14 protein-coding genes are annotated in these 17,988 nt (G+C 63.7%); 7 read left to right on the plus strand and 7 right to left on the minus strand.

What is annotated here, in order from left to right; translation table 11 throughout:
- The first annotated feature begins 100 nt into the window (after positions 1–100).
- From ybaL to ACZIRK_RS24235, 3 genes are all read left to right on the plus strand, one after another.
- Complete coding sequence (ybaL, locus tag ACZIRK_RS24225) at positions 101–1,867, plus strand: YbaL family putative K(+) efflux transporter (protein ID WP_130228121.1); 1,767 nt, start codon at positions 101–103, stop codon at positions 1,865–1,867.
- Positions 1,868–1,914: 47 nt separating this feature from the next.
- Positions 1,915–2,388, plus strand: a complete 474-nt coding sequence (locus ACZIRK_RS24230; RefSeq protein WP_463328226.1) for a hypothetical protein — start codon at positions 1,915–1,917, stop codon at positions 2,386–2,388.
- 167 nt (positions 2,389–2,555) lie between these two features.
- Positions 2,556–3,323 carry a tripartite tricarboxylate transporter substrate-binding protein gene (locus ACZIRK_RS24235; protein ID WP_463328227.1) on the plus strand — a complete coding sequence of 256 codons (768 nt, stop codon included), beginning with the start codon at positions 2,556–2,558 and terminating at the stop codon, positions 3,321–3,323.
- Between the two features lie 191 nt (positions 3,324–3,514).
- Here ACZIRK_RS24235 and ACZIRK_RS24240 read toward each other — a convergent pair whose 3' ends face one another.
- The gene (locus ACZIRK_RS24240) at positions 3,515–4,147 is read right to left on the minus strand and encodes an HAD-IA family hydrolase (RefSeq protein ID WP_028167274.1); all 633 of its coding nucleotides are present in this window, start codon (positions 4,145–4,147) and stop codon (positions 3,515–3,517) included.
- A 115-nt stretch (positions 4,148–4,262) separates the two neighbouring features.
- On the opposite strand from ACZIRK_RS24240, the gene ACZIRK_RS24245 reads away from it, so the two are divergent.
- On the plus strand, positions 4,263–5,024 hold the full coding sequence (locus ACZIRK_RS24245) for a S1 family peptidase (protein WP_165435397.1): 762 nt from the start codon (positions 4,263–4,265) through the stop codon (positions 5,022–5,024).
- Positions 5,025–5,125: 101 nt separating this feature from the next.
- Here the strand turns inward: ACZIRK_RS24245 and ACZIRK_RS24250 are convergent, their stop codons facing one another.
- The 3 genes from ACZIRK_RS24250 to ACZIRK_RS24260 all read right to left on the minus strand — a co-directional run bounded on the left by ACZIRK_RS24250 (position 5,126) and on the right by ACZIRK_RS24260 (position 10,543).
- The gene (locus ACZIRK_RS24250; protein ID WP_130228118.1) at positions 5,126–7,348 is read right to left on the minus strand and encodes an acetate--CoA ligase family protein; all 2,223 of its coding nucleotides are present in this window, start codon (positions 7,346–7,348) and stop codon (positions 5,126–5,128) included.
- 150 nt (positions 7,349–7,498) lie between these two features.
- Entirely contained in the window at positions 7,499–8,086 is a 588-nt protein-coding gene (locus tag ACZIRK_RS24255; RefSeq protein WP_130228117.1) for a class GN sortase, read from the minus strand.
- A 189-nt stretch (positions 8,087–8,275) separates the two neighbouring features.
- Positions 8,276–10,543, minus strand: a complete 2,268-nt coding sequence (locus tag ACZIRK_RS24260) for a marine proteobacterial sortase target protein (protein WP_463328228.1) — start codon at positions 10,541–10,543, stop codon at positions 8,276–8,278.
- A 185-nt stretch (positions 10,544–10,728) separates the two neighbouring features.
- Here ACZIRK_RS24260 and ACZIRK_RS24265 point away from each other — a divergent pair, with 185 nt between their 5' ends.
- Entirely contained in the window at positions 10,729–11,490 is a 762-nt protein-coding gene (locus ACZIRK_RS24265; protein ID WP_130228129.1) for a helix-turn-helix domain-containing protein, read from the plus strand.
- A gap of 7 nt (positions 11,491–11,497) precedes the next feature.
- On the opposite strand, the gene ACZIRK_RS24270 is transcribed toward ACZIRK_RS24265, so the two are convergent.
- From ACZIRK_RS24270 to ACZIRK_RS24280, 3 genes are all read right to left on the minus strand, one after another.
- Complete coding sequence (locus ACZIRK_RS24270; RefSeq protein WP_130228115.1) at positions 11,498–12,211, minus strand: DUF1614 domain-containing protein; 714 nt, start codon at positions 12,209–12,211, stop codon at positions 11,498–11,500.
- Between the two features lie 253 nt (positions 12,212–12,464).
- On the minus strand, positions 12,465–13,688 hold the full coding sequence (locus ACZIRK_RS24275) for an ABC transporter substrate-binding protein (RefSeq protein WP_463328229.1): 1,224 nt from the start codon (positions 13,686–13,688) through the stop codon (positions 12,465–12,467).
- A 96-nt stretch (positions 13,689–13,784) separates the two neighbouring features.
- Positions 13,785–15,332 carry an acyl-CoA synthetase gene (locus ACZIRK_RS24280; protein WP_130228113.1) on the minus strand — a complete coding sequence of 516 codons (1,548 nt, stop codon included), beginning with the start codon at positions 15,330–15,332 and terminating at the stop codon, positions 13,785–13,787.
- 208 nt (positions 15,333–15,540) lie between these two features.
- Here ACZIRK_RS24280 and ACZIRK_RS24285 point away from each other — a divergent pair, with 208 nt between their 5' ends.
- Together ACZIRK_RS24285 and ACZIRK_RS24290 are read left to right on the plus strand one after the other, a co-directional pair.
- Positions 15,541–16,677 (plus strand): acyl-CoA dehydrogenase family protein, encoded by a 1,137-nt coding sequence (locus ACZIRK_RS24285; RefSeq protein WP_130228112.1) that lies wholly within the window; start codon positions 15,541–15,543, stop codon positions 16,675–16,677.
- A 147-nt stretch (positions 16,678–16,824) separates the two neighbouring features.
- Positions 16,825–17,988 carry an acyl-CoA dehydrogenase family protein gene (locus ACZIRK_RS24290; protein WP_130228111.1) on the plus strand — a complete coding sequence of 388 codons (1,164 nt, stop codon included), beginning with the start codon at positions 16,825–16,827 and terminating at the stop codon, positions 17,986–17,988.

The raw sequence follows: 17,988 nt of genomic DNA on the forward strand, positions 1-17,988 counted from the left end.
CCACCCGGGCTACGGGGCCAATCAACACGAGCAGCACGTGCGACACGCCGCCACAAATGGTCCGCGAGACATCGGCGGCAGATTGTGCGAAAAGCCCAAAATGCTGCATGATACGCCACTTATCGCGACCATTGTCGCAGGGCTTGGGCTCGCTTTTGTGTTCGGTGCCCTCGCCCAGCGGTTCCGACTTCCACCATTGGTTGGCTATCTGCTCGCGGGAGTTGCGGCCGGTCCGTTTACGCCCGGCTTCGTGGCGGACCAGTCGCTGGCAACGGAGCTGGCGGAACTAGGCATCATCCTGCTGATGTTCGGGGTGGGCCTGCACTTCTCTCTCAACGATCTCCTGTCTGTCCGCGCCATCGCGCTGCCCGGTGCCGTCGTCCAGATCGCCGTCGCGACGCTGATGGGGCTCGGACTCGCCCTGGCCATGGAATGGTCAGTTGGAGCGGGCCTCGTGTTCGGGCTGGCATTGTCGGTCGCCAGCACCGTCGTGCTGCTTCGCGCGATGCAAGAGCGGCGGTTGATGGATACCGATCGCGGCAAGATCGCCGTCGGCTGGCTGATTGTCGAAGATCTGGCGATGGTGCTCGCGCTCGTGCTGCTGCCCGCGCTTGCGAGCGTGCTCGGTGGCAACGGCGATGCGCAGACCGCCGGTCCGCTCGCGGCGCGCCTTGGTCTTGGACTCACGGGCACATTGTTGCTCACAGTCGCCAAGGTCGGCCTGTTCATCGCCCTGATGCTGGTGGTGGGGCGCAGGCTCATCCCCTGGATCCTCCACTATGTTGCGCACACCGGCTCCCGCGAGCTGTTCCGGCTCGCCGTGCTGGCGATCGCGCTCGGCGTTGCATTCGGTGCGACCAAGCTGTTCGACGTTTCGCTCGCGCTCGGCGCCTTCTTCGCCGGGATGATGCTGACGGAATCCCCGCTCAGCCAGCGCGCCGCGCAGGAGTCGCTGCCGCTGCGGGACGCTTTTGCGGTGCTGTTCTTCGTTTCCGTCGGCATGCTGTTCGATCCGATGAGCGTAATCCGCGAGCCGTGGCCGCTGATCGCCACGCTCTTCATCATCACCATCGGCAAGTCGGTAGCAGCCTTCCTGATCGTGCTGGCGTTCCGGCACCCGGTCTCTACGGCGTTGACGATCTCGGCCAGTCTTGCCCAGATCGGTGAGTTCTCCTTCATCCTGGCGGAGATCGGCGTTGTAACCAATCTGCTTCCCAAGGAAGGTCGCGACCTGATCCTGGCCGGAGCGATCCTCTCGATCATGCTCAATCCGCTGATCTTCGCAGGCGTGGACTGGCTGATAGCGCGCCATGATCGGGACCGGTCATCGGGGGAGACAGCCGCTCCTGCCGCCCGCGAACCGATCCCGGTCACGAGCCTGACCGATCACGCGATCCTGGTCGGCTACGGCAGGGTCGGGAACATCGTCGGCAGTGCCATGAAGGAGGCGGGCCAGCCGTTCCTCGTCATCGAAGATGCCGATGCGGTCGTCGCCGGGCTCAAGCAGAACAATATCGAGGCGATCATGGGCAATGCGGTCCGCGCCGACGTGCTCGCCGCCGCCAATCCGTCCGCCGCCCGATATCTGGTGGTCGCGATTCCCGAAGCGTTCGAAGCCGGACAGATCGTTCAGCAGGCGCGCGTCGCCAATCCACAAATCCGGATCATTGCCCGCGCCCATTCGGATGCCGAGGTCGATCATCTCACGCGACTGGGCGCCGATACCGTCATCATGGGCGAGCGCGAGATCGCACGGGCGATGATCGAAAGCCTGCAGCGTGTGCCCGACATGCGGCAGATGGAACCGCAGCACGCCGCGACCATGATCGCTCTGCACGGTGTTCCAAATGCCCCGGCAGATCGCTAGTATGCCGCTGTCTCGCGTGGGAACGCAGCCGACAGAAGAGGGACAGAATGGGCGCGCTGGCGGAGCTGAAGCGGATCATCGAAACCGAATCCATCGATGGGATCCACTTGTTGAACAGTCCGCACGACAACCCGATTTGTTCGCTCTCATATGACGAAAGCATACCCTGCATCGCAGTGGTGTGGCGGAAATACGCGACCAGCGCCCAGCTTCGCTTCGTTCATGAGATCATCCTTGGCATGCTCACGCAGCATGCCGCCGACAGGATCCTGGGCGATGATTCGGACCTGTCGATCGTCCACGCGGAAGATCAGAAGTGGATCGTGGAAAATTGGCTGCCGCGGGCGCGCGCGGCGGGTCTCAAGGCCGTTGCCACTGCCGTGTCGCTGACATTCTTCGGCAAGGTCTCGATCGGAAGCATTCATTCGAAGCTGGCTCGGGAAATTGCGATCAAGGACTTTCACAACATCCACTCGGCCCGCATGTGGCTCGGCAGCCTGAGCCCGCAACAATTGGCATAGCCGCGCCGAGCCTTACGTCACTTTGTGCGGGAAAAAGCGATGCCCTTTCTCCTCTAAAGCGAGCGTCATTTCGCGGCGCGCTTCTCGACGTGCGTCGCGAGCCAGTCGATCAGCCAGTCGGCGACCTGCAGATTGTTCTTGTCCTGCATCAGCATGTGGGAGTTGCCGTGAACCGGCGCGGCAATATCGCGACCGGCTTCGTCGCCAAGTCCGATCCCGACGGCTACAACGTCTTGATCGCTGCCAACAACCTCGCGACCAATGAAGCATTGTTCGACAGCATGCCGTTCAACGCGGAGAAGGACCTGGAGCCGGTCGCCCTGGTCGGCTATTCGCCGTTGATCCTGGTGGTGCAGCCGCAATTCGTGGCCAAGACGGTCAAGGACCTCGTCGACATGGCCAAGGCGACGCCGGACAAGCTCACCTTTGCCTCCGCCGGCACCGGCACCTCGGGCCATCTTGCGGCGGAGATCTTCAAGCAGGTGACCGGCATCCAGGCGCTGCATGTGCCGTACAAGGGCGGCGCGCAGGCGATGGTCGATATCATAGCCGGCCGCGTCTCCTTCATGTTCGTCGATCCCGTGCAGGGCATGCCGCAGATCCGCGCCAACCAGCTCCGTCCCGTCGCCGTCAGCTCGCGCGAGCGACGGGTGCTGTTGCCGGATGTCCCGACCGTCACCGAGGCCGGTTTCCCCGGTGTCGAGGCCACCGTCTGGTGGGGCTTCCTGGTTCCGGCCGGCACGCCCAAGGAGATCGTGTCGCGGCTGAACAAGGAAATCGATCTCGCGCTCGCCGATCAGAAGGTGAAGGACAGCCTTCGCGAGATGGGCGCCGTAGTCAAAGGCGGTTCGCCCGAGGACTTCCGCGCCTTCATCAAGTCCGAGACCGAACGCTGGGGCAACATCATCCGCGCCGCCAAGATCAAGGCCGAATGACTCGTTGGCGTTGCAAGCGCGCTCGGTCTCACCTCGCTCCGCTTGCGGGGAGCGGTCGACATTCAAGCGCAGCTTGAATTTCGGGTGAGGGGAACTCTCCGCGAGTCCATCTGTCACGGTGTTTGCGCAGGCTGTCTTTCACCCCAACCCTCCCCCGTAAGAACAGGGCGGAGAGAGGGAGAAGTCCGTGCCTAGCGCAATACCAGCCCGGTTGCCGCCTCAAGCTCGGAAATCGCCTGGTCCGCGCTGACCACCTTGATTGTGGTCATGCCCATTTCGCGCGCGGGCTTCAGGTTGACGCCGAGATCGTCGAGATAGACGCAATTGCTCGGATCGACCTTCAGCGTTTCTACCATCAGCTTGTAGATGCGCGGATCGGGCTTGCGCAGGCCGATCTTGGCGGACTCGATCACGTGATCGAACAGCGCCATCACCTCGGCGACATAGAGTGTGCGGCCGCTTCTGCTTCCGATCGCGTTCGCCGGCAGATTGTTGGTGATGCAGCCGGTCTTGAATTTGGCATTGATGCGCTTCAGCGCTTCTACCATTTCAGGGCGTAGGTCGCCCTGCAGCAGCGGCAGCACGTCCCTGCCGCGCACCTCGGCGCCGAGCGCCAGCGATTCGGCGGCGAACAGCATATCGAAGGTTTCGATATCGATCTCGGCGCGCTCGAATTTCGCCCAGGCGTTTTCGAGGTGGTTGGCGGCGTTGGTGCGGCGGACGATGTCGGCGGGCAGGCCGCGTTCGGTCTCGAACCGGGTGAATGCCTCGAACGGCGAGGTGGTCAAGACGCCGCCGAAATCCCAGATCACTGCCTCGATCATTTCCTGCTGCCTGCCGTTATGTGTGTTGACCGAGCCGCTAACACGGATCGATTTACGGAGCCAGCCAGAATCCGCCGGCTTGGCGATGCGCGCGGCGCAAGCTATTGCTGTGCCCATGAAAGCCTTGCTCGCGATATCGGCAGCGCTCGCGCTGCTCGCCTCCACGCCGGCCTCCGCCATTGTCGGCGGCGGCGTGCCGTCTGCCGAAGGCGTCGGCCGCTCCGTCATCACCATCGTCGGCTCGCGCGGCAATTTCTGCACCGGCGCGCTGATCGCACCGAAGGTGGTGCTGACGGCGGCGCATTGCGTGCAGCCCGGCGCGGACTACAAGATCGTCGAATATGGCCCGGACCGGCAACCGCAATTGAAGGATGTGAAGAGCATCGCGATCCATCCCGCGTTCAGGATGGACGCCATGACGTCCCATCGCGCCACGGCTGACGTCGCGCTGCTGCAGCTTGCCGCGTCCGCCGCCGGCAAAGCGCCCGCCGCGCTCGGCGCGCCCAACATTCCGGTTGTCGTCGGCAGCCGCTTCACCATCGCAGGGATCGGCGTCACCGTGCGCGGCGATGGCAAAAGCGGCGGCATGGTCCGCGTCGCAGGCCTGATCGCGACCGGCCAGCCGGGCACGCTGCAGATCCGCCTAGTTGATCCGCTCGCCAAGGGCGCGCACGACGGGCTGGGGGCCTGCACCGGCGATTCCGGCGGCCCGGTATTCGAGGATAAGCAGACCGGGCCTGCGATCATCGGCGTCATCAGCTGGTCGACGGGGCCGAACAGTGCCGCCGGCTGCGGCGGCATCACCGGCGTCACGCCACTGACGCTGTATCGCGACTGGATCTTGCAGACCGCAAGGCAGTGGGGCGCGGGGTTCTAGCTCCTGGCGTCATTGCCGGGCTTGACCCGGCAATCCATCCTTCCCACAAGACTCATTTCTCGATGGATGCGCGGGTCAAGCCCGCGCATGACGAGAAGAGATCAATGCCCCGCCGCTTTATTTGCCGCGGCGTTGTTCAGCACGATCAGCGCATCCACCGCAACGCCCAGCTTCGTGTTGATCAGGAACGGATTGATGTCGATCGAGGCGATGCGGTTGCCGGCATCCGCGATCAGGTTGGAGAGCCCGACCAGCGCCTTCACGGCGGAGGCTTCGTGCAGTGCCGGCCTGCCGCGATAGCCCTTCAGCTTGATGCCGGCTTTTGTCTTCGCGATGAGCTGTTTTGCTTCTTCCGCGTCGAGCGGCGCGCCGGCAAGCGCGACGTCCTTCAATAGTTCGATGTCGATGCCGCCGGTGCCGAACAGCACCACGGGGCCCATCTCGGCGTCGAGTGAGGCACCGACCACGAGCTCCAGATCGGCCTTGACCTGCTGTGCGATCAGGATGCCCTCGAGCTTCGGCTTGTTCTTCAGCTTTCTGACCCGCGCCGTGATGTCGTTGAACGCCTTCTTCACCTCGGTCGCGCTGTTGAGGTTCAGCACCACGCCGCCGATATCGGACTTGTGCAGGATATCAGGGCTGACCACCTTGGCGACCACAGGGAAGCCGATCTTCCTGGCGATCGTCGCAGCTTCAGTTGCCGTCTGCGCGATCTCCTCCTTCGAGATCGGAATGCCGTACGCCTTGAGCAGCTTCTTCGACGCGACCTCGTCGAGCGCAGCCGTGCCGTTGGCGCCGTTCAGCGCCTTCTCCAGCATCGCGCGCGCGGATGCTGACGAGCTCGAGACGATATCAGGTACTTCCTTGCGAAGCTGCGCGTATTCGATCAGCGACTTGATCGCGCCGACCGCGCGGTCGAGCCCCTGCAGCACGGCGACGCTCTGCAGCGTCTTGCGCAGCGCCTTGGTGTGCTCGGTGAAGCCGATCGACATCGCGCTGATATAGATCACGGGCTTGCCCGCCTTGGCAGCCATCTCGTTGACGATGCGAAGATTGCGTTCACGCAATTCATGCGGCGCCTTCGGCAGTTCGGCGTCGATGATGACGATGTCGGTATCAGGGTCATCGATCATGATCTTGATCGACTTGATGTAGACGGAGGGATCGACCACGGCGGCAAAGCCGGCGTCCAGCGGATTGCCGACAATGCTGCCGGGACCGAGCATCTTGGCGAGTTGCTCGGTCGCGTTCGGGCTGAGCGGCGCGAAGTTCAATCCGGCCGCATAGAACGCATCGATCAGCAGTCCGCGCTTGCCGCCGGACAGCGATACCGCGGCGAGCCGGTTGCCCTTCGGCAGGTCGGCATGCACGAAGCATTCGGTGGTCTCGATCAATTCATCGAGGCCACGGACGCGGATCACGCCTTCGCGGGTCGAGATCGCGTCAAAGGTTTCGATCGAGCCGGCGAGTGCGCCGGTATGCGCCATCGCCGCGGCGCGGCCACCCTCGGAGGCGCCGAGCTTGAGCGCGATCACCGGCTTGCCGGCGGCACGCGCGGCCTTGCAGGCATCGCGGAACGCCTTCGTGTTCCGCACGCCCTCCAGGTACACCACGATGACGCGGATGCTCGGGTCAGTGGCGAAATAGGTCATCAGGTCGGGCGTGGTCAGCCCGCTCTCGTTGCCGGTCGTCACCATGTAGCCGACACCGACGCCACGATCCTCCAACGTCTGGCGGATCGCCATCACGATCGCGCCGGATTGGCCGGCGATCGCCACCGGCCCGGCTTCCATCGTGACGATGCGGTCGTCGATATTGGTGAAGAGGTTTTCACCGGCGCTCAGGTTCCCAAGACAATTTGGTCCGGTAACGGCAAGCCCGGTCTCGTGCACCGCCTTCTTCAAGTCCACCGCGAGGCGTTGACTTTCTTCGTCCTGCAACTCGCTGAAGCCGGAGGTGACGATGGTCGCCGAGCGCGCGCCGGCGGCAGCCGCATCGCGGATCACCTGCACCGCAAAGCGCGCCGGCACCAGCACCAGCACATGATCTGGCTTGTCGGGGAGGCTCGCAAAATCCTTGTAGCAGGTGACGCCCCAGATCGTCTCGCGCTTGGCGTTAACCGGATAGAGCCCGCCGCGGTATCCGTATTTGATCAGGTTGTTCCAGATCCGCTCGGCGTAATTGCCGGGCTTGTCGGTGGCGCCGACCAGCACGATGTTGCGCGGGTGCAGCATCGCATGAATCTGCTTGACCACGTCGCTGGCATCACGCGACGGCGACCATTTCTCAGTCGGAGCAGACGCGGGGCTGAATTGAGCTTCCATGGACTCTGCCTTGTCGTTTCCTGTGGCGCTGCAGCGAACACTGTGCGCCATGTTTTTTTGCTATTTCTATTGAGCCCTGCGCGGCGTGGCAACTCACCTTGGCTGCATGCCGCTACGCTTTGATGCGATATCCCACCGCGCGGACAATATTCACGGTGTTGTCATCCGCGAGGAGCCGGATTCGATCATCGTCGCGTGCAGGAGATAGCGTTCCGGCCCCGATGTCAGCGCGTCGAATGGCCAACAGGTCGAGAGCACCAGCTCGTATTCGTTCGAGAGCGGATCGATGCCGAAGGCATCGAAGCGCACCACGGAGCTTCTGTCGGCGCGATAGCGGAAGGTCTTGCCGTCGCTGCGGGTGATATCGATCGCGTCCCCGATGACGACATCTTTCAGGAAACGAAAATGGGTGTCGCGATGCGCGGAGTAGACGGCAACGCCGCGTTCGCCGGCGTCGGGTGTGAGTTCGACATGGCCCGGGCCGAAGGCGAGCGCCTGACCGCTGGAGCCCGCCAGCACGATGGTGCTGGCATCGAGCCGCTTCACCTCGATGCGTGCGACCGGCCAGGTATCGGCCCATGACCATGGTTTCGTCGGATGCCCGGTCGCGATGGTTTTGGTGAAGGCGCGTTCGAGCAGGACCTGAGCGAGGAGGGCTTTGGCGTGGATGTAGGCGCCCTGGCCGAACAGGATAAGGCCGGGAAGGGCGAGGAGGAAGGGGGCAAGGAAACGCGACATTTGACCGATACTCCGTCGTCATTGCGAGGAGCGCAGCGACGAAGCAATCCATCTCTCCGCAAGTGGTGGCATGGATTGCTTCGCTGCGCTCGCAATGACGAGTGTGGATAAAGTCCCGCGCGCGGCCTTCGGGACGGGAGGCCGCGCGCGCCAAGAGGAGGTGGGGGCGCCTCCTCTTGGCATTCGGCGTCAGTGGGCGAAGTTCTGACGCCGGATGAATGCGAACAGGAGCAGGCTGAGCGTGAGCAGGATCGCGCCCGCGATCATCTTCAACTCGGCGTCGGTCGCGGTCTTCGGCAGCTTGACCGTGTCGGGCGCCTGCACCACTGCCGGGCGTTTCAGGGCCGCGAGCTGCACCCGGCCATCGCCTTCCGCGCGCCGCTCGATCGGTGCCACGGGCAATTGCGGGCCATCGCCGAAGACCTTTGCGAAATCCCAGCCGGCGGGCAGGTTGAGCGGCAATTCGCTCACTTTCAGCGGCTCGCCATCGGGCCGGCTCGGAGTCTTGTCGACCGCAACCAGGCTGGTGAGCCGGGTCACGAGCTGATGCTCGAGCGCCAGTGCGAGGATGGTCTTGTCGGCATCGTCAGGACTCGCCTGCCGCGTGGTGCGCGCAACCTCGGCATCGTCGATCTTGCGCCGCGCCCACAGCTTCGACAGGCCCTTGCCTTCGGCGACGTTCGCCAGCGGCAGCGTCACGAGCCAGGGGCGATCGCCGATGCGGCCCTTGATCTCGACCGAGCCTGCGAGCTTGTCGAGCCTAGCCGCCAGCACCAGCGGCTCGCCGCGATAGAGGTCGGGAAGGATCGCCGGCGTGATCTCGGCATGCGCCTCGGAGAATTTGGCCGAAAGATTGGTCACCGCGGGATTCTCGAGCTTGGCGAACAGCGCGCGCATGCGCTCCTCGACCTGGTCGGTGGAGCCGATGTGGGTAAAGGCGCCGCGGCCAAGCTCGGCGGCGCGCGTCATCAGATAGGTGTTGGGCGCCGAGCCGATGCCAACCATGAAGATACGCGAGCGGCCGCGCATCGCCGTGATCGTCTCGAACAATTGCTGCTCGTTGCCAACAGCGCCGTCGGTCAGGAACACGACCTGGCGGACATGATCGGAATCACCATCCGAACGGTCTGTCAGCGCCGCCCGCATCGCCGGCACCATTTCCGTGCCACCATTGGCCCGCAGCGCGCTCACGAAGGCGGTGGCGCGGCCGAGATGCTCGCTGTCGGCCGGCACCGCTGATGGAAACAGCGCGTCCATGGTGTCGTCGAAACGGATCACGTTGAAGCGGTCGTTCGGCTGCAGCCGTCCGAGCGCGTAAATCAGGCTCGCTTTTGCCTGCACGATCGAGGTGCCGCCCATCGAGCCGGAATTGTCGATGACGAAGATCACTTCGCGCGGTCGCGGCTTCTGCTCGGCCTCAATGACGGCAGGCGGGGTGACGAAAGCGAGCAGATAGTCGGCGTCGCCGACATGCTCGCGGAACAGGCCGACTGATGGCGCCTTTTCGGCGGCAGGCTTCCAGGTCAGTTCGAAATCGCGGTCCGCCGGCACGAGCCCCTCGGCGAGCTTGATGAGCCGCGTCGCATCGTCGACGTCTTCGATCTTCACGATGTGATGATGGCTTTTCACCTCGCCGAGCGGAAAGCCAGCCTGCAGGCGAACGGTGATGTTGGTTGGATTGACCGGCGCATGCTTGGCCGGGTCGAGCACCGTCGGCGTGATGCGGTCGCGATCGGGAACGGGATCGGACTTCGTTGCACCCCAGCCGCCGCCATCGGGGCGGAGGTCGACGCTCTGCACGATCGGCGCGGGATTGTAGCGTGGTGCTACCACCATCGGCACGCGCAGCGAGAATTCGTTGCCGGACTGCTGCACCGGCTCCTGATATTCGATCTGCACCAGCACGGTCTCGCCCGGGCCGATATTGGCGACCGAGTTGGTGAAGATGTTCGGCCGCTCCTGTTCGGTCAGCGCGGCCTTCTGGCCGTTCCGTTTGGCCTGCTCATAGATCACGCGCGCTTGGCGGCGCTCCTTGATGTCGCCGACCACGATGCGATCGCCGACCACCATCTTCAGCGTGTCGACTGCGCCGCCCGTCGGTAGCGGATAGACGTAGACCGCTTCGACCCAATCCTTGGTTGGGTTGCGGAAAATTTGCGTGACGCGGGCGCGGATGGTGGGGCCCGACACCGTGAGGTCGACATCCGTGCCGAGCCTGACGGCGTCGTCATAACCCTCGTCGGTCTTCAGCAGCAGCGACCCGGAACGGGCATCGCCCGGCTTGATGTACGCTGCCGGTGGCTTGATCTCTGCCGACCGGGCGGGCGCGAAGTTCACAAAGAGTGCTGCGAACCCGATCATGAGCGCGACAATGCCTTCCGCCAGAAAGAATAGCGCTATTCGCATCCTGCGCGACAGGCGCGGGCGGCCGGTCGCGATACAATCGCACGTCGTCATTTCCTTCTCCCGAGGGACGTCTTGGATACGCAAAATCTTCGGGAAAGTGCGTCGAGGCGCGAGCAGAATGATCGGCATTGTTCAGCCGCGGCAGGCGCCGTACGCCGCGCCGTCGGCGGCTTTGTGCGGTTTTGTGCTGAAATGTACGGTCTGGTAGAGTTGGCGTGAATCAGCATGGGGTGACGATGCCGACGCCGGACAAGCAGCTTTCCGAGGAACAAAGTCGGCAGATCGCGGAGCTGATCCGCGAGGAATTGGCGCGCCGGCGCATCTCGCGGCAGGCGCTGGCCGAGCAGGCCAAGCTCAGCCTGTCGACGCTGGAAAAGGTGCTGGGCGGGCGCCGCCCGTTCACGCTGCAGACCACGGTGCGGCTCGAACAGGCACTCGGCGTCTCCTTGCGCAAGGTCCAGCCGGCGCCGGCGATGCCGGTGGTCAATGGCGAAGTCGCGCCCGACGGGCTGGGGGCCTATTCGCGGCGGGCGGTGCAGTGGATCGAGGGCACCTATCTCACCGTCCGGCCCTCGTTCGGGGCCAAGGACGCGGTCTACGCCTATCGCACCGAGATCGCCTGGGATGACGCCGTCTCGTCGCTGATTTTTCGCGAGGGCGAGCGGCTGGATGCCGCCTACACCCAGTTCGGCGAAGTCGCCGTCCCCAACCAGTCCGGCTTCGTCTATCTCGTCACCAACCGGCACGGCCAGCATCGCCTGATCACGGTGTCCAGGCCGCGTAACACCGGCGAGATGTACGGCATCATCACCACCCTGCTCGCCGGCCGCGGCTCGCTGTTGACGCCGATCGCAGCTCCGATCGCATTCGTGCCGATCAGGAGTATCGCCAATCCCTCGGTCGGGCGGGTCTCGCCCGATGACGAGAACTACGCGCTCTATCGCGAGCATCTGCGCCGCACCGTCGACGAACCGTTCGCGATCTTCCTGCCGGGTTAGCGACGCGCTACGAAGTGCGGTGCAGCGGCGAGGGTGAAACGATGGCGGCGAGCAACACCGCGAGGATGCCGGTCAGGAACACGCCATCAAACGTGCCGGCGCCGCCGATCGAGGCGATGGGCGCGCCCAGGCTGCCGATCTTGTCCAGGTTGAGGATATCGGCGCCGATCAGCGTTCCGACTGAACCTGCGATATAGGCGAGCGGCGCGGCATAGATACGCGAGAGCAGGAGCGCGATGATCGCGACGCTGACAACGGGCACGAACACCGGCACGGCGATGCCGATGCCCGGCACCGGCGTCGCCAGCCAATGGACGATGAAGGCGATGATGGCGGTGCCGATCGCGGCCCTGACCCAGAGCTCGTATCTGACGACCAGGTAGATCGACATGAATGTCGGAATCACCGCGCCGCCGACATTCACGGCCAGGATCGTGCTGGGCGCGGTCACCAGCGGCACGACATAACGCATGCCGAAGAAGTCGACGATCTCGCCGGATCTCACCGGCGGTCCCGACAATTCCGTGATCGGAATATTGACATAGCTGCCGATCAGCGAGCCGAACAGCAAAAGGAACGCAGCTCCTGGACTGACACCGAGGCTCAGATAGGCATAGCGGAGAATACGGAGCTGGATCAGGATCACCAGCACCAGGGCCAGGAACACCAGGATCGAGAACGATCCCGGTGTCATCGGCAGATAATGCATCTGGCTTTCCACGATCGGCGGCTCGCTTTGTTGGGCCACTCGTTCAAGTGGGGAGCCGTCCGCACGATCTCAAGGACGACACGCACTCCGGCCCACCTCGCCCGCTTGCGGGGGGAGGTCGAAATTCAAGCGCAGCTTGAATTTCGGGTGAGGGGGAGCCTCCGCGAACTCATCTGTTAGCGTGCTCGCGGAGAGAGGCGCCCCTCACCCCGACCCTCTCCCCGTAAGAACGGGGAGAGGGAGGACTGACGTCATCGATTCACGACTAACCACCCGTCTCGGCGCTGATGATGTCGCCGAACAATTCCCACTGCCCCTTGGTGAACCGCATCATCTTGAGCTGCTCGATGGGGGCGAAGTCATTCGGGCCGGTGTTGATCTTGATGCCGGGGATCAGCGTATCCGGTGCGAAATCCTTCAGGCTGGCGGCCTGCTTCATCACATTTTCGCGGGTGAGATTGTCGCCGCACTGTTTCAGCACCTGCACCAGTGTTTGCGCCGCGGCGTAGCCATAAACGGTGTTGGTGTCGGTGACGTTGGCGCCCGGCATGTATTTATCGATGAACGCCATGAACTTCTTCATGCCCTCATCGTCCTTCCATTGCGGGTCGGACGCATCCTTGAGATAGCCCGCCGACAGCACGCCTTCGGATGCATCGAGACCGGCCGGCTTCATGACAGCGCCGATCGAGATCGAGACGTCGGTCATCAGGTGCATCGGCTTCCAGTCCAGTTCGGCGATCTTCTTGATCGCTTGTGCTGCGAATTTCGGCGTCGCGATGTTGACGAAGACGTCGGCGCCGGTGCCCTTCAGCTTGACGATGTGGGAATCGATCGAGGGCTCGGTGGTCTCGTAACTCTCCTCGGCCACGATGAGTTTTGCGGCTTTGTCGCCGAAGATCTCCTTGATTCCAGCAAGATAGTCTTTGCCGAAATCGTCATTGGCATAGAAAATCGCGACCTTGGCATCGGGCTTGTTCTTGAGAATATATTTCGCGAAGATCCTTGCTTCGACCCGGTAGCTGGGCTGGAAGCCCATGGTCCATGGAAAATCCTTCGGATCGTTCCACTTGCTGGCGCCGGTGGCGAGGAAGAGCTGCGGCACCTTCTTGGCGTTGTGATATTTCTGCACCGCGGTCTGGGTCGGCGTGCCCAGCGCGTTGAATACCAAAAACACCTCGTCGCCTTCGATCAATTTGCGGACCTGCTCCACCGTCTTCGGCGGCGAATAGCCGTCGTCGTAGGAGATCCAGTTGATCTTGCGACCGTTCACGCCGCCCTGGTCGTTGATCATCTTGAAATAGGCTTCCTCGGTCTTGCCGATGATGCCGTAGGCCGAAGCCGGGCCGCTATAGGCTTCGACATTGCCGATCTTGATTTCGGTGTCGGAGGCGCCGGTGTCGTATTTCTTTTGCGCGAATGCGGCTTGGGTCGAGAGCAGGGAGAAGGCCGCGACGGCAGCAAGCAAAGCGATTTTCTTGTTCTGCATAAAGCAATTTCCTCGGGCTTTTTGTGGTTGGGGACGAACGCACGAAAATCGCCACCGGTCCCGGCAGGCGGCGGCGAAACCTGTCAGCGTGTCACGTCACGAAGCTTGCGCCAGACCGGTCGGCTTCTGCTCGGCGAATTGCTTGCGCAGCGTCGGCTTGTGGATCTTGCCGGTCGCATTGCGCGGCAGTGCCTCGACGAATTCGATGATGCGCGGGCATTTGAAGCGCGCCAGATTGGCCGTGCAATGGGCGTGGATATCCGCCGGCGTCAGCGTCTGCCCCGGCTTCACTGCGACGATCGCCATGCCGACCTCACCCCATTGCTCATCGGGAATGCCGATCACCGCGGCCTCGGCGAGCGCCGGAATCTGGTGCAGCACGTTCTCGACTTCGGCCGGATAGACGTTCTCGCCGCCGGAGATGTACATGTCCTTCCAGCGGTCGACGATGTAGTAGAAGCCCTCCTCGTCGACGCGCGTCGCATCGCCCGTATGCAGCCAGCCGTCGGTGAAGGAGGAGGCGTTGGCGTCGGGCCGGTTCCAGTATCCCGGCGTGATGTTCGGCCCCCTGACCCAGAGCTCGCCGAGTTCGCCCACGGCAGCGTCGGTGCCATCGGGACGCACGATCCGCACTTCCGTGTGTAGCACCGGCTTGCCGGCGGAGCCCGCCTTGCGCGCGGCATCCTCGCGGTCGAGCGCCATCACCGCGGGCGAGGTCTCGGTCATGCCATAGCCCTGCTGCAGCGCCACGCCGCGCGCTTCCCATACCTTCAAGAGCGGCACCGGCATCGGTGCGCCGCCGACGCCGCCGATGATCAGCCGGCCGAAATCGGCGCTCGCAAACGACGGATGCTGCGCCATGAACTGGTAGATCGCGGGCACACCGAAGAAGGCGTTGATGCGCTCAGTGGGATCGCTGATCAGCCGCAAGGCTTCGCCAGGATCGAAGGCGCGCATGATCAAGACGGTGCCGCCGGCATGCAGCACCGGGTTGGTGTAGCAATTGAGCCCGCCGGTGTGGAACAGCGGCAGCACGCAGAGGAACACCGAGGATGGCGAGATGTAGGCGAGGCCGCCGAGATTGACGCAATTGAAGAACGTCATGCCGTGGGTGATGATCGCGCCCTTCGGCTGCCCGGTCGTGCCCGAGGTGTACATGATGGTCGAGATGTCATCGAGCGTGACGGGCTCGAATGTCTCGATCGGCTGCGCCGCTGCGATGCCTGCCTCGTAGGAGCCATCGGGGCCGAGCCGCAGGGTCGAAGACACATTGCAGAGCCTGGCGACACTGAGCGCGGTCTCGGCGAGGTCGCCATCATGGATCATGACTTTCGGCGAGGCGTCGCCGACAATGAACTGCAGTTCCGGTACCGTGAGGCGGGTGTTAAGCGGCAGGAATACGGCACCCAGGCGCCCACAGGCGAACTGCACTTCCAGCGTGTCTGATGTGTTCAGCGCCAGCACCGCGACCCGGTCGCCGCGCGCGACCTTGAGCTGATCGCGCAGATGCGCAGCCAGCCTCGAGATCCGCGCATCGGATTGCGCATAGGTGAAGCGTCGGTCGCTGCCGAGGTCGACCATCGCGACCTTGTCAGGTGTCCTCAGGCCATGATGAGCGATCCAGTCGTAGTAACGAACCGGCACATGTCCCTCCCACGGTAAGCGGTCTGGCGCCGCCTGATCATGATCCGCAGGGTACCAGTGGACGGGCCGAGGCTGGAATCTGTCTTGCGTTTAGTGGCTGGACCGAGGGTAGGATCGGCGTCCATTCGCCGCCGGCAGCCACTTGACGCAAGTTGGCGCGGCGATTTCCGGACATCGTTCCGGACACAGGAATCGACGGAGCAGAGGGATGGCGAGCCCATTCTACAGCAGCGAACACGAGGCCTTTCGCGAGGCGGTGCGCCGTTTCGTGCAGAAGGAGATCGAGCCTTACGCCCATGAGTGGGACGAAGCGGGCGAGTTTCCGCGCGAGCTCTATCGCAAGGCTTCCGAGATCGGTCTGCTCGGGCTGGGCTTCCCGGAGGAATATGGCGGCATTCCCGCCGACCAGTTCATGAAGATCGTGGCCTCGCAGGAACTGGCGCGGGCGGGCGCCGGCGGCATCAGTGCGAGCCTGATGAGCCACACCATCGGCTCGCCGCCGGTCGCGCGCGCTGCCCGTCCCGAGGTCAGGGCGCGTGTGCTGCCGGAAGTGCTGCGGGGCGAGAAGATTTCCGCGCTCGCGATCACCGAGCCGAGCGGCGGCTCCGATGTCGCGAACTTGCGCACCAAGGCGAGCCGCGACGGCGATTATTACATCGTCAGCGGCGAGAAGACGTTCATCACCTCGGGCGTACGCGCGGATTATCTCACGGTCGCCGTGCGTACCGGCGGCGAGGGGCCCGGTGGCGTCAGCCTGCTGCTGATCGAGGGCGATACGCCCGGCCTGTCGCGCACCAAGCTGAAGAAGATGGGCTGGTGGGCCTCCGACACTGCAACATTGCATTTCGACGAGTGCCGGGTGCCGGCCGAGAACCTGATCGGCGAGGAGGGTCAGGGCTTCAAGATCATCATGCAGAATTTCAACAGCGAGCGCATGGGCATGGCGGCGAGCTGCACGGCTTACGCGCGCGTCTGCCTCGACGAGGCGATCGCCTACGCCAAGGAGCGCCAGACCTTCGGCAAGCCGATCGCACAGCACCAGGTGATCCGCCACAAGATCGTCGACATGGCGCAGAAGGTCGCCGCCTCCCAGGCGATGCTGGAGATGCTGGCCTGGCGGCTGGAGCAGGGCGAAAGCCCGGTCGCCGAAATCTGCATGATGAAGAACCAGGCGACCCAGACCATGGCATTCTGCGCCTCCGAGGCGGTGCAGATCTTCGGCGGCGCCGGCTTCATGCGCGGCATCAAGGTTGAGCGCATCTACCGCGAGGTCAAGGTCAACGCCATCGGCGGCGGCACCGAGGAAATCATGAAGGACCTCGCCAGCCGGCAGATGGGATTGTGACTAAACACGCTCCGTCATTCCGGGGCGCGCGCAGCGCGAGCCCGGAATCCATCGGGCCGTATACGCCGGCGGAGAAATGGATTCCGGGTTCGTCCTTCGGACGCCCCGGAATGACAAGACAATGCTGATTGGAGCTCAAGAGGGACCATGATCTTCACCGCCGACCATGACGAACCCCGCCGCGCCTTGCAGAAATTCATCGCGGCCGAGATCAACCCCTATGTTGACGACTGGGAAGACGCCGGCATCTTCCCCGCGCATGAGCTGTTCAAGAAGCTCGGCTCGCTCGGCTTCCTCGGCCTCAACAAGCCCATCGAATTCGGCGGCCAGGGGCTCGACTACAGCTTTGCGCTGATGATGGCAGAAGAGTTAGGGGCCATCAGATGCGGCGGCGTGCCGATGGCGATCGGGGTGCAGACGGATATGGCCACGCCCGCGCTGGCGCGGTTCGGCTCCGACGAGGTGCGGCGCGAGTTCCTGGTGCCGGCGATCGCGGGCGATCAAGTCGCCTGTATCGGCGTCTCCGAGCCGGGCGCCGGCTCCGATGTCGCCTCGATTAAAACCAATGCACGTTCCCACGGCGACGATTACGTCATCAATGGCGGCAAGATGTGGATCACCAATGGCACGCAGGCCGATTGGATCTGCCTGCTCGCCAACACCAGCGACGGCCAGGTCCATCGCAACAAGTCGCTGATCTGCGTGCCGATGAAGAGCAAGGGCGTCACCATCGCGCGCAAGCTCGACAAGATGGGCATGCGCTCCTCCGACACCGCGCAGATCTTCTTCGACAATGTCCGGGTGCCCAAGCGCAACCGAATCGGCGAGGAGGGCAAGGGTTTCACCTACCAGATGATCCAGTTCCAGGAGGAGCGTCTGTGGGGCGCCGCCGCCTGCCTGAAGGCGCATGAATTCATCATCAACGAGACCATCGAATATACCCGGGGCCGCAAGGCGTTCGGCGGCTCGATCCTCGACAACCAGGTGGTGCACTTCAAGCTCGCGGAGATGCAGACCGAGGTCGAGCTGTTGCGCTCGCTGATCTATCGTGCCGGCGAAGCGCTGGTCGCGGGCGAGGACGTCACCCGTCTCGCCACCATGGCGAAGCTGAAGGCGGGCCGGCTCGGGCGCGAACTGACCGACGCCTGCCTGCAATATTGGGGCGGCATGGGTTTCATGAACGAAACCCCAGTCAGCCGCGCCTATCGCGACAGCCGCCTGACCTCGATCGGCGGAGGCGCCGACGAGGTGATGCTGATGGTGTTATGCAAGATGATGGGTATGTTGCCCAGCATGAAGGGAAGCGCCTGA

Source organism: Bradyrhizobium sp. Leo114, from assembly GCF_055229415.2.

What these genes read in the sequence shown, in the direction of transcription:
- ACZIRK_RS24260 (WP_463328228.1), bottom strand. Translation starts at nt 10,543, where the DNA reads ATGACGACGTGCGATTGTATCGCGACCGGCCGCCCGCGCCTGTCGCGC.
- ACZIRK_RS24230 (WP_463328226.1), top strand. Translation starts at nt 1,915, where the DNA reads ATGGGCGCGCTGGCGGAGCTGAAGCGGATCATCGAAACCGAATCCATC.
- ACZIRK_RS24285 (WP_130228112.1), top strand. Translation starts at nt 15,541, where the DNA reads ATGGCGAGCCCATTCTACAGCAGCGAACACGAGGCCTTTCGCGAGGCG.
- ACZIRK_RS24265 (WP_130228129.1), top strand. Translation starts at nt 10,729, where the DNA reads ATGCCGACGCCGGACAAGCAGCTTTCCGAGGAACAAAGTCGGCAGATC.
- ACZIRK_RS24245 (WP_165435397.1), top strand. Translation starts at nt 4,263, where the DNA reads ATGAAAGCCTTGCTCGCGATATCGGCAGCGCTCGCGCTGCTCGCCTCC.
- ACZIRK_RS24275 (WP_463328229.1), bottom strand. Translation starts at nt 13,688, where the DNA reads ATGCAGAACAAGAAAATCGCTTTGCTTGCTGCCGTCGCGGCCTTCTCC.
- ybaL (WP_130228121.1), top strand. Translation starts at nt 101, where the DNA reads ATGCTGCATGATACGCCACTTATCGCGACCATTGTCGCAGGGCTTGGG.
- ACZIRK_RS24255 (WP_130228117.1), bottom strand. Translation starts at nt 8,086, where the DNA reads ATGTCGCGTTTCCTTGCCCCCTTCCTCCTCGCCCTTCCCGGCCTTATC.
- ACZIRK_RS24250 (WP_130228118.1), bottom strand. Translation starts at nt 7,348, where the DNA reads ATGGAAGCTCAATTCAGCCCCGCGTCTGCTCCGACTGAGAAATGGTCG.
- ACZIRK_RS24290 (WP_130228111.1), top strand. Translation starts at nt 16,825, where the DNA reads ATGATCTTCACCGCCGACCATGACGAACCCCGCCGCGCCTTGCAGAAA.
- ACZIRK_RS24240 (WP_028167274.1), bottom strand. Translation starts at nt 4,147, where the DNA reads ATGATCGAGGCAGTGATCTGGGATTTCGGCGGCGTCTTGACCACCTCG.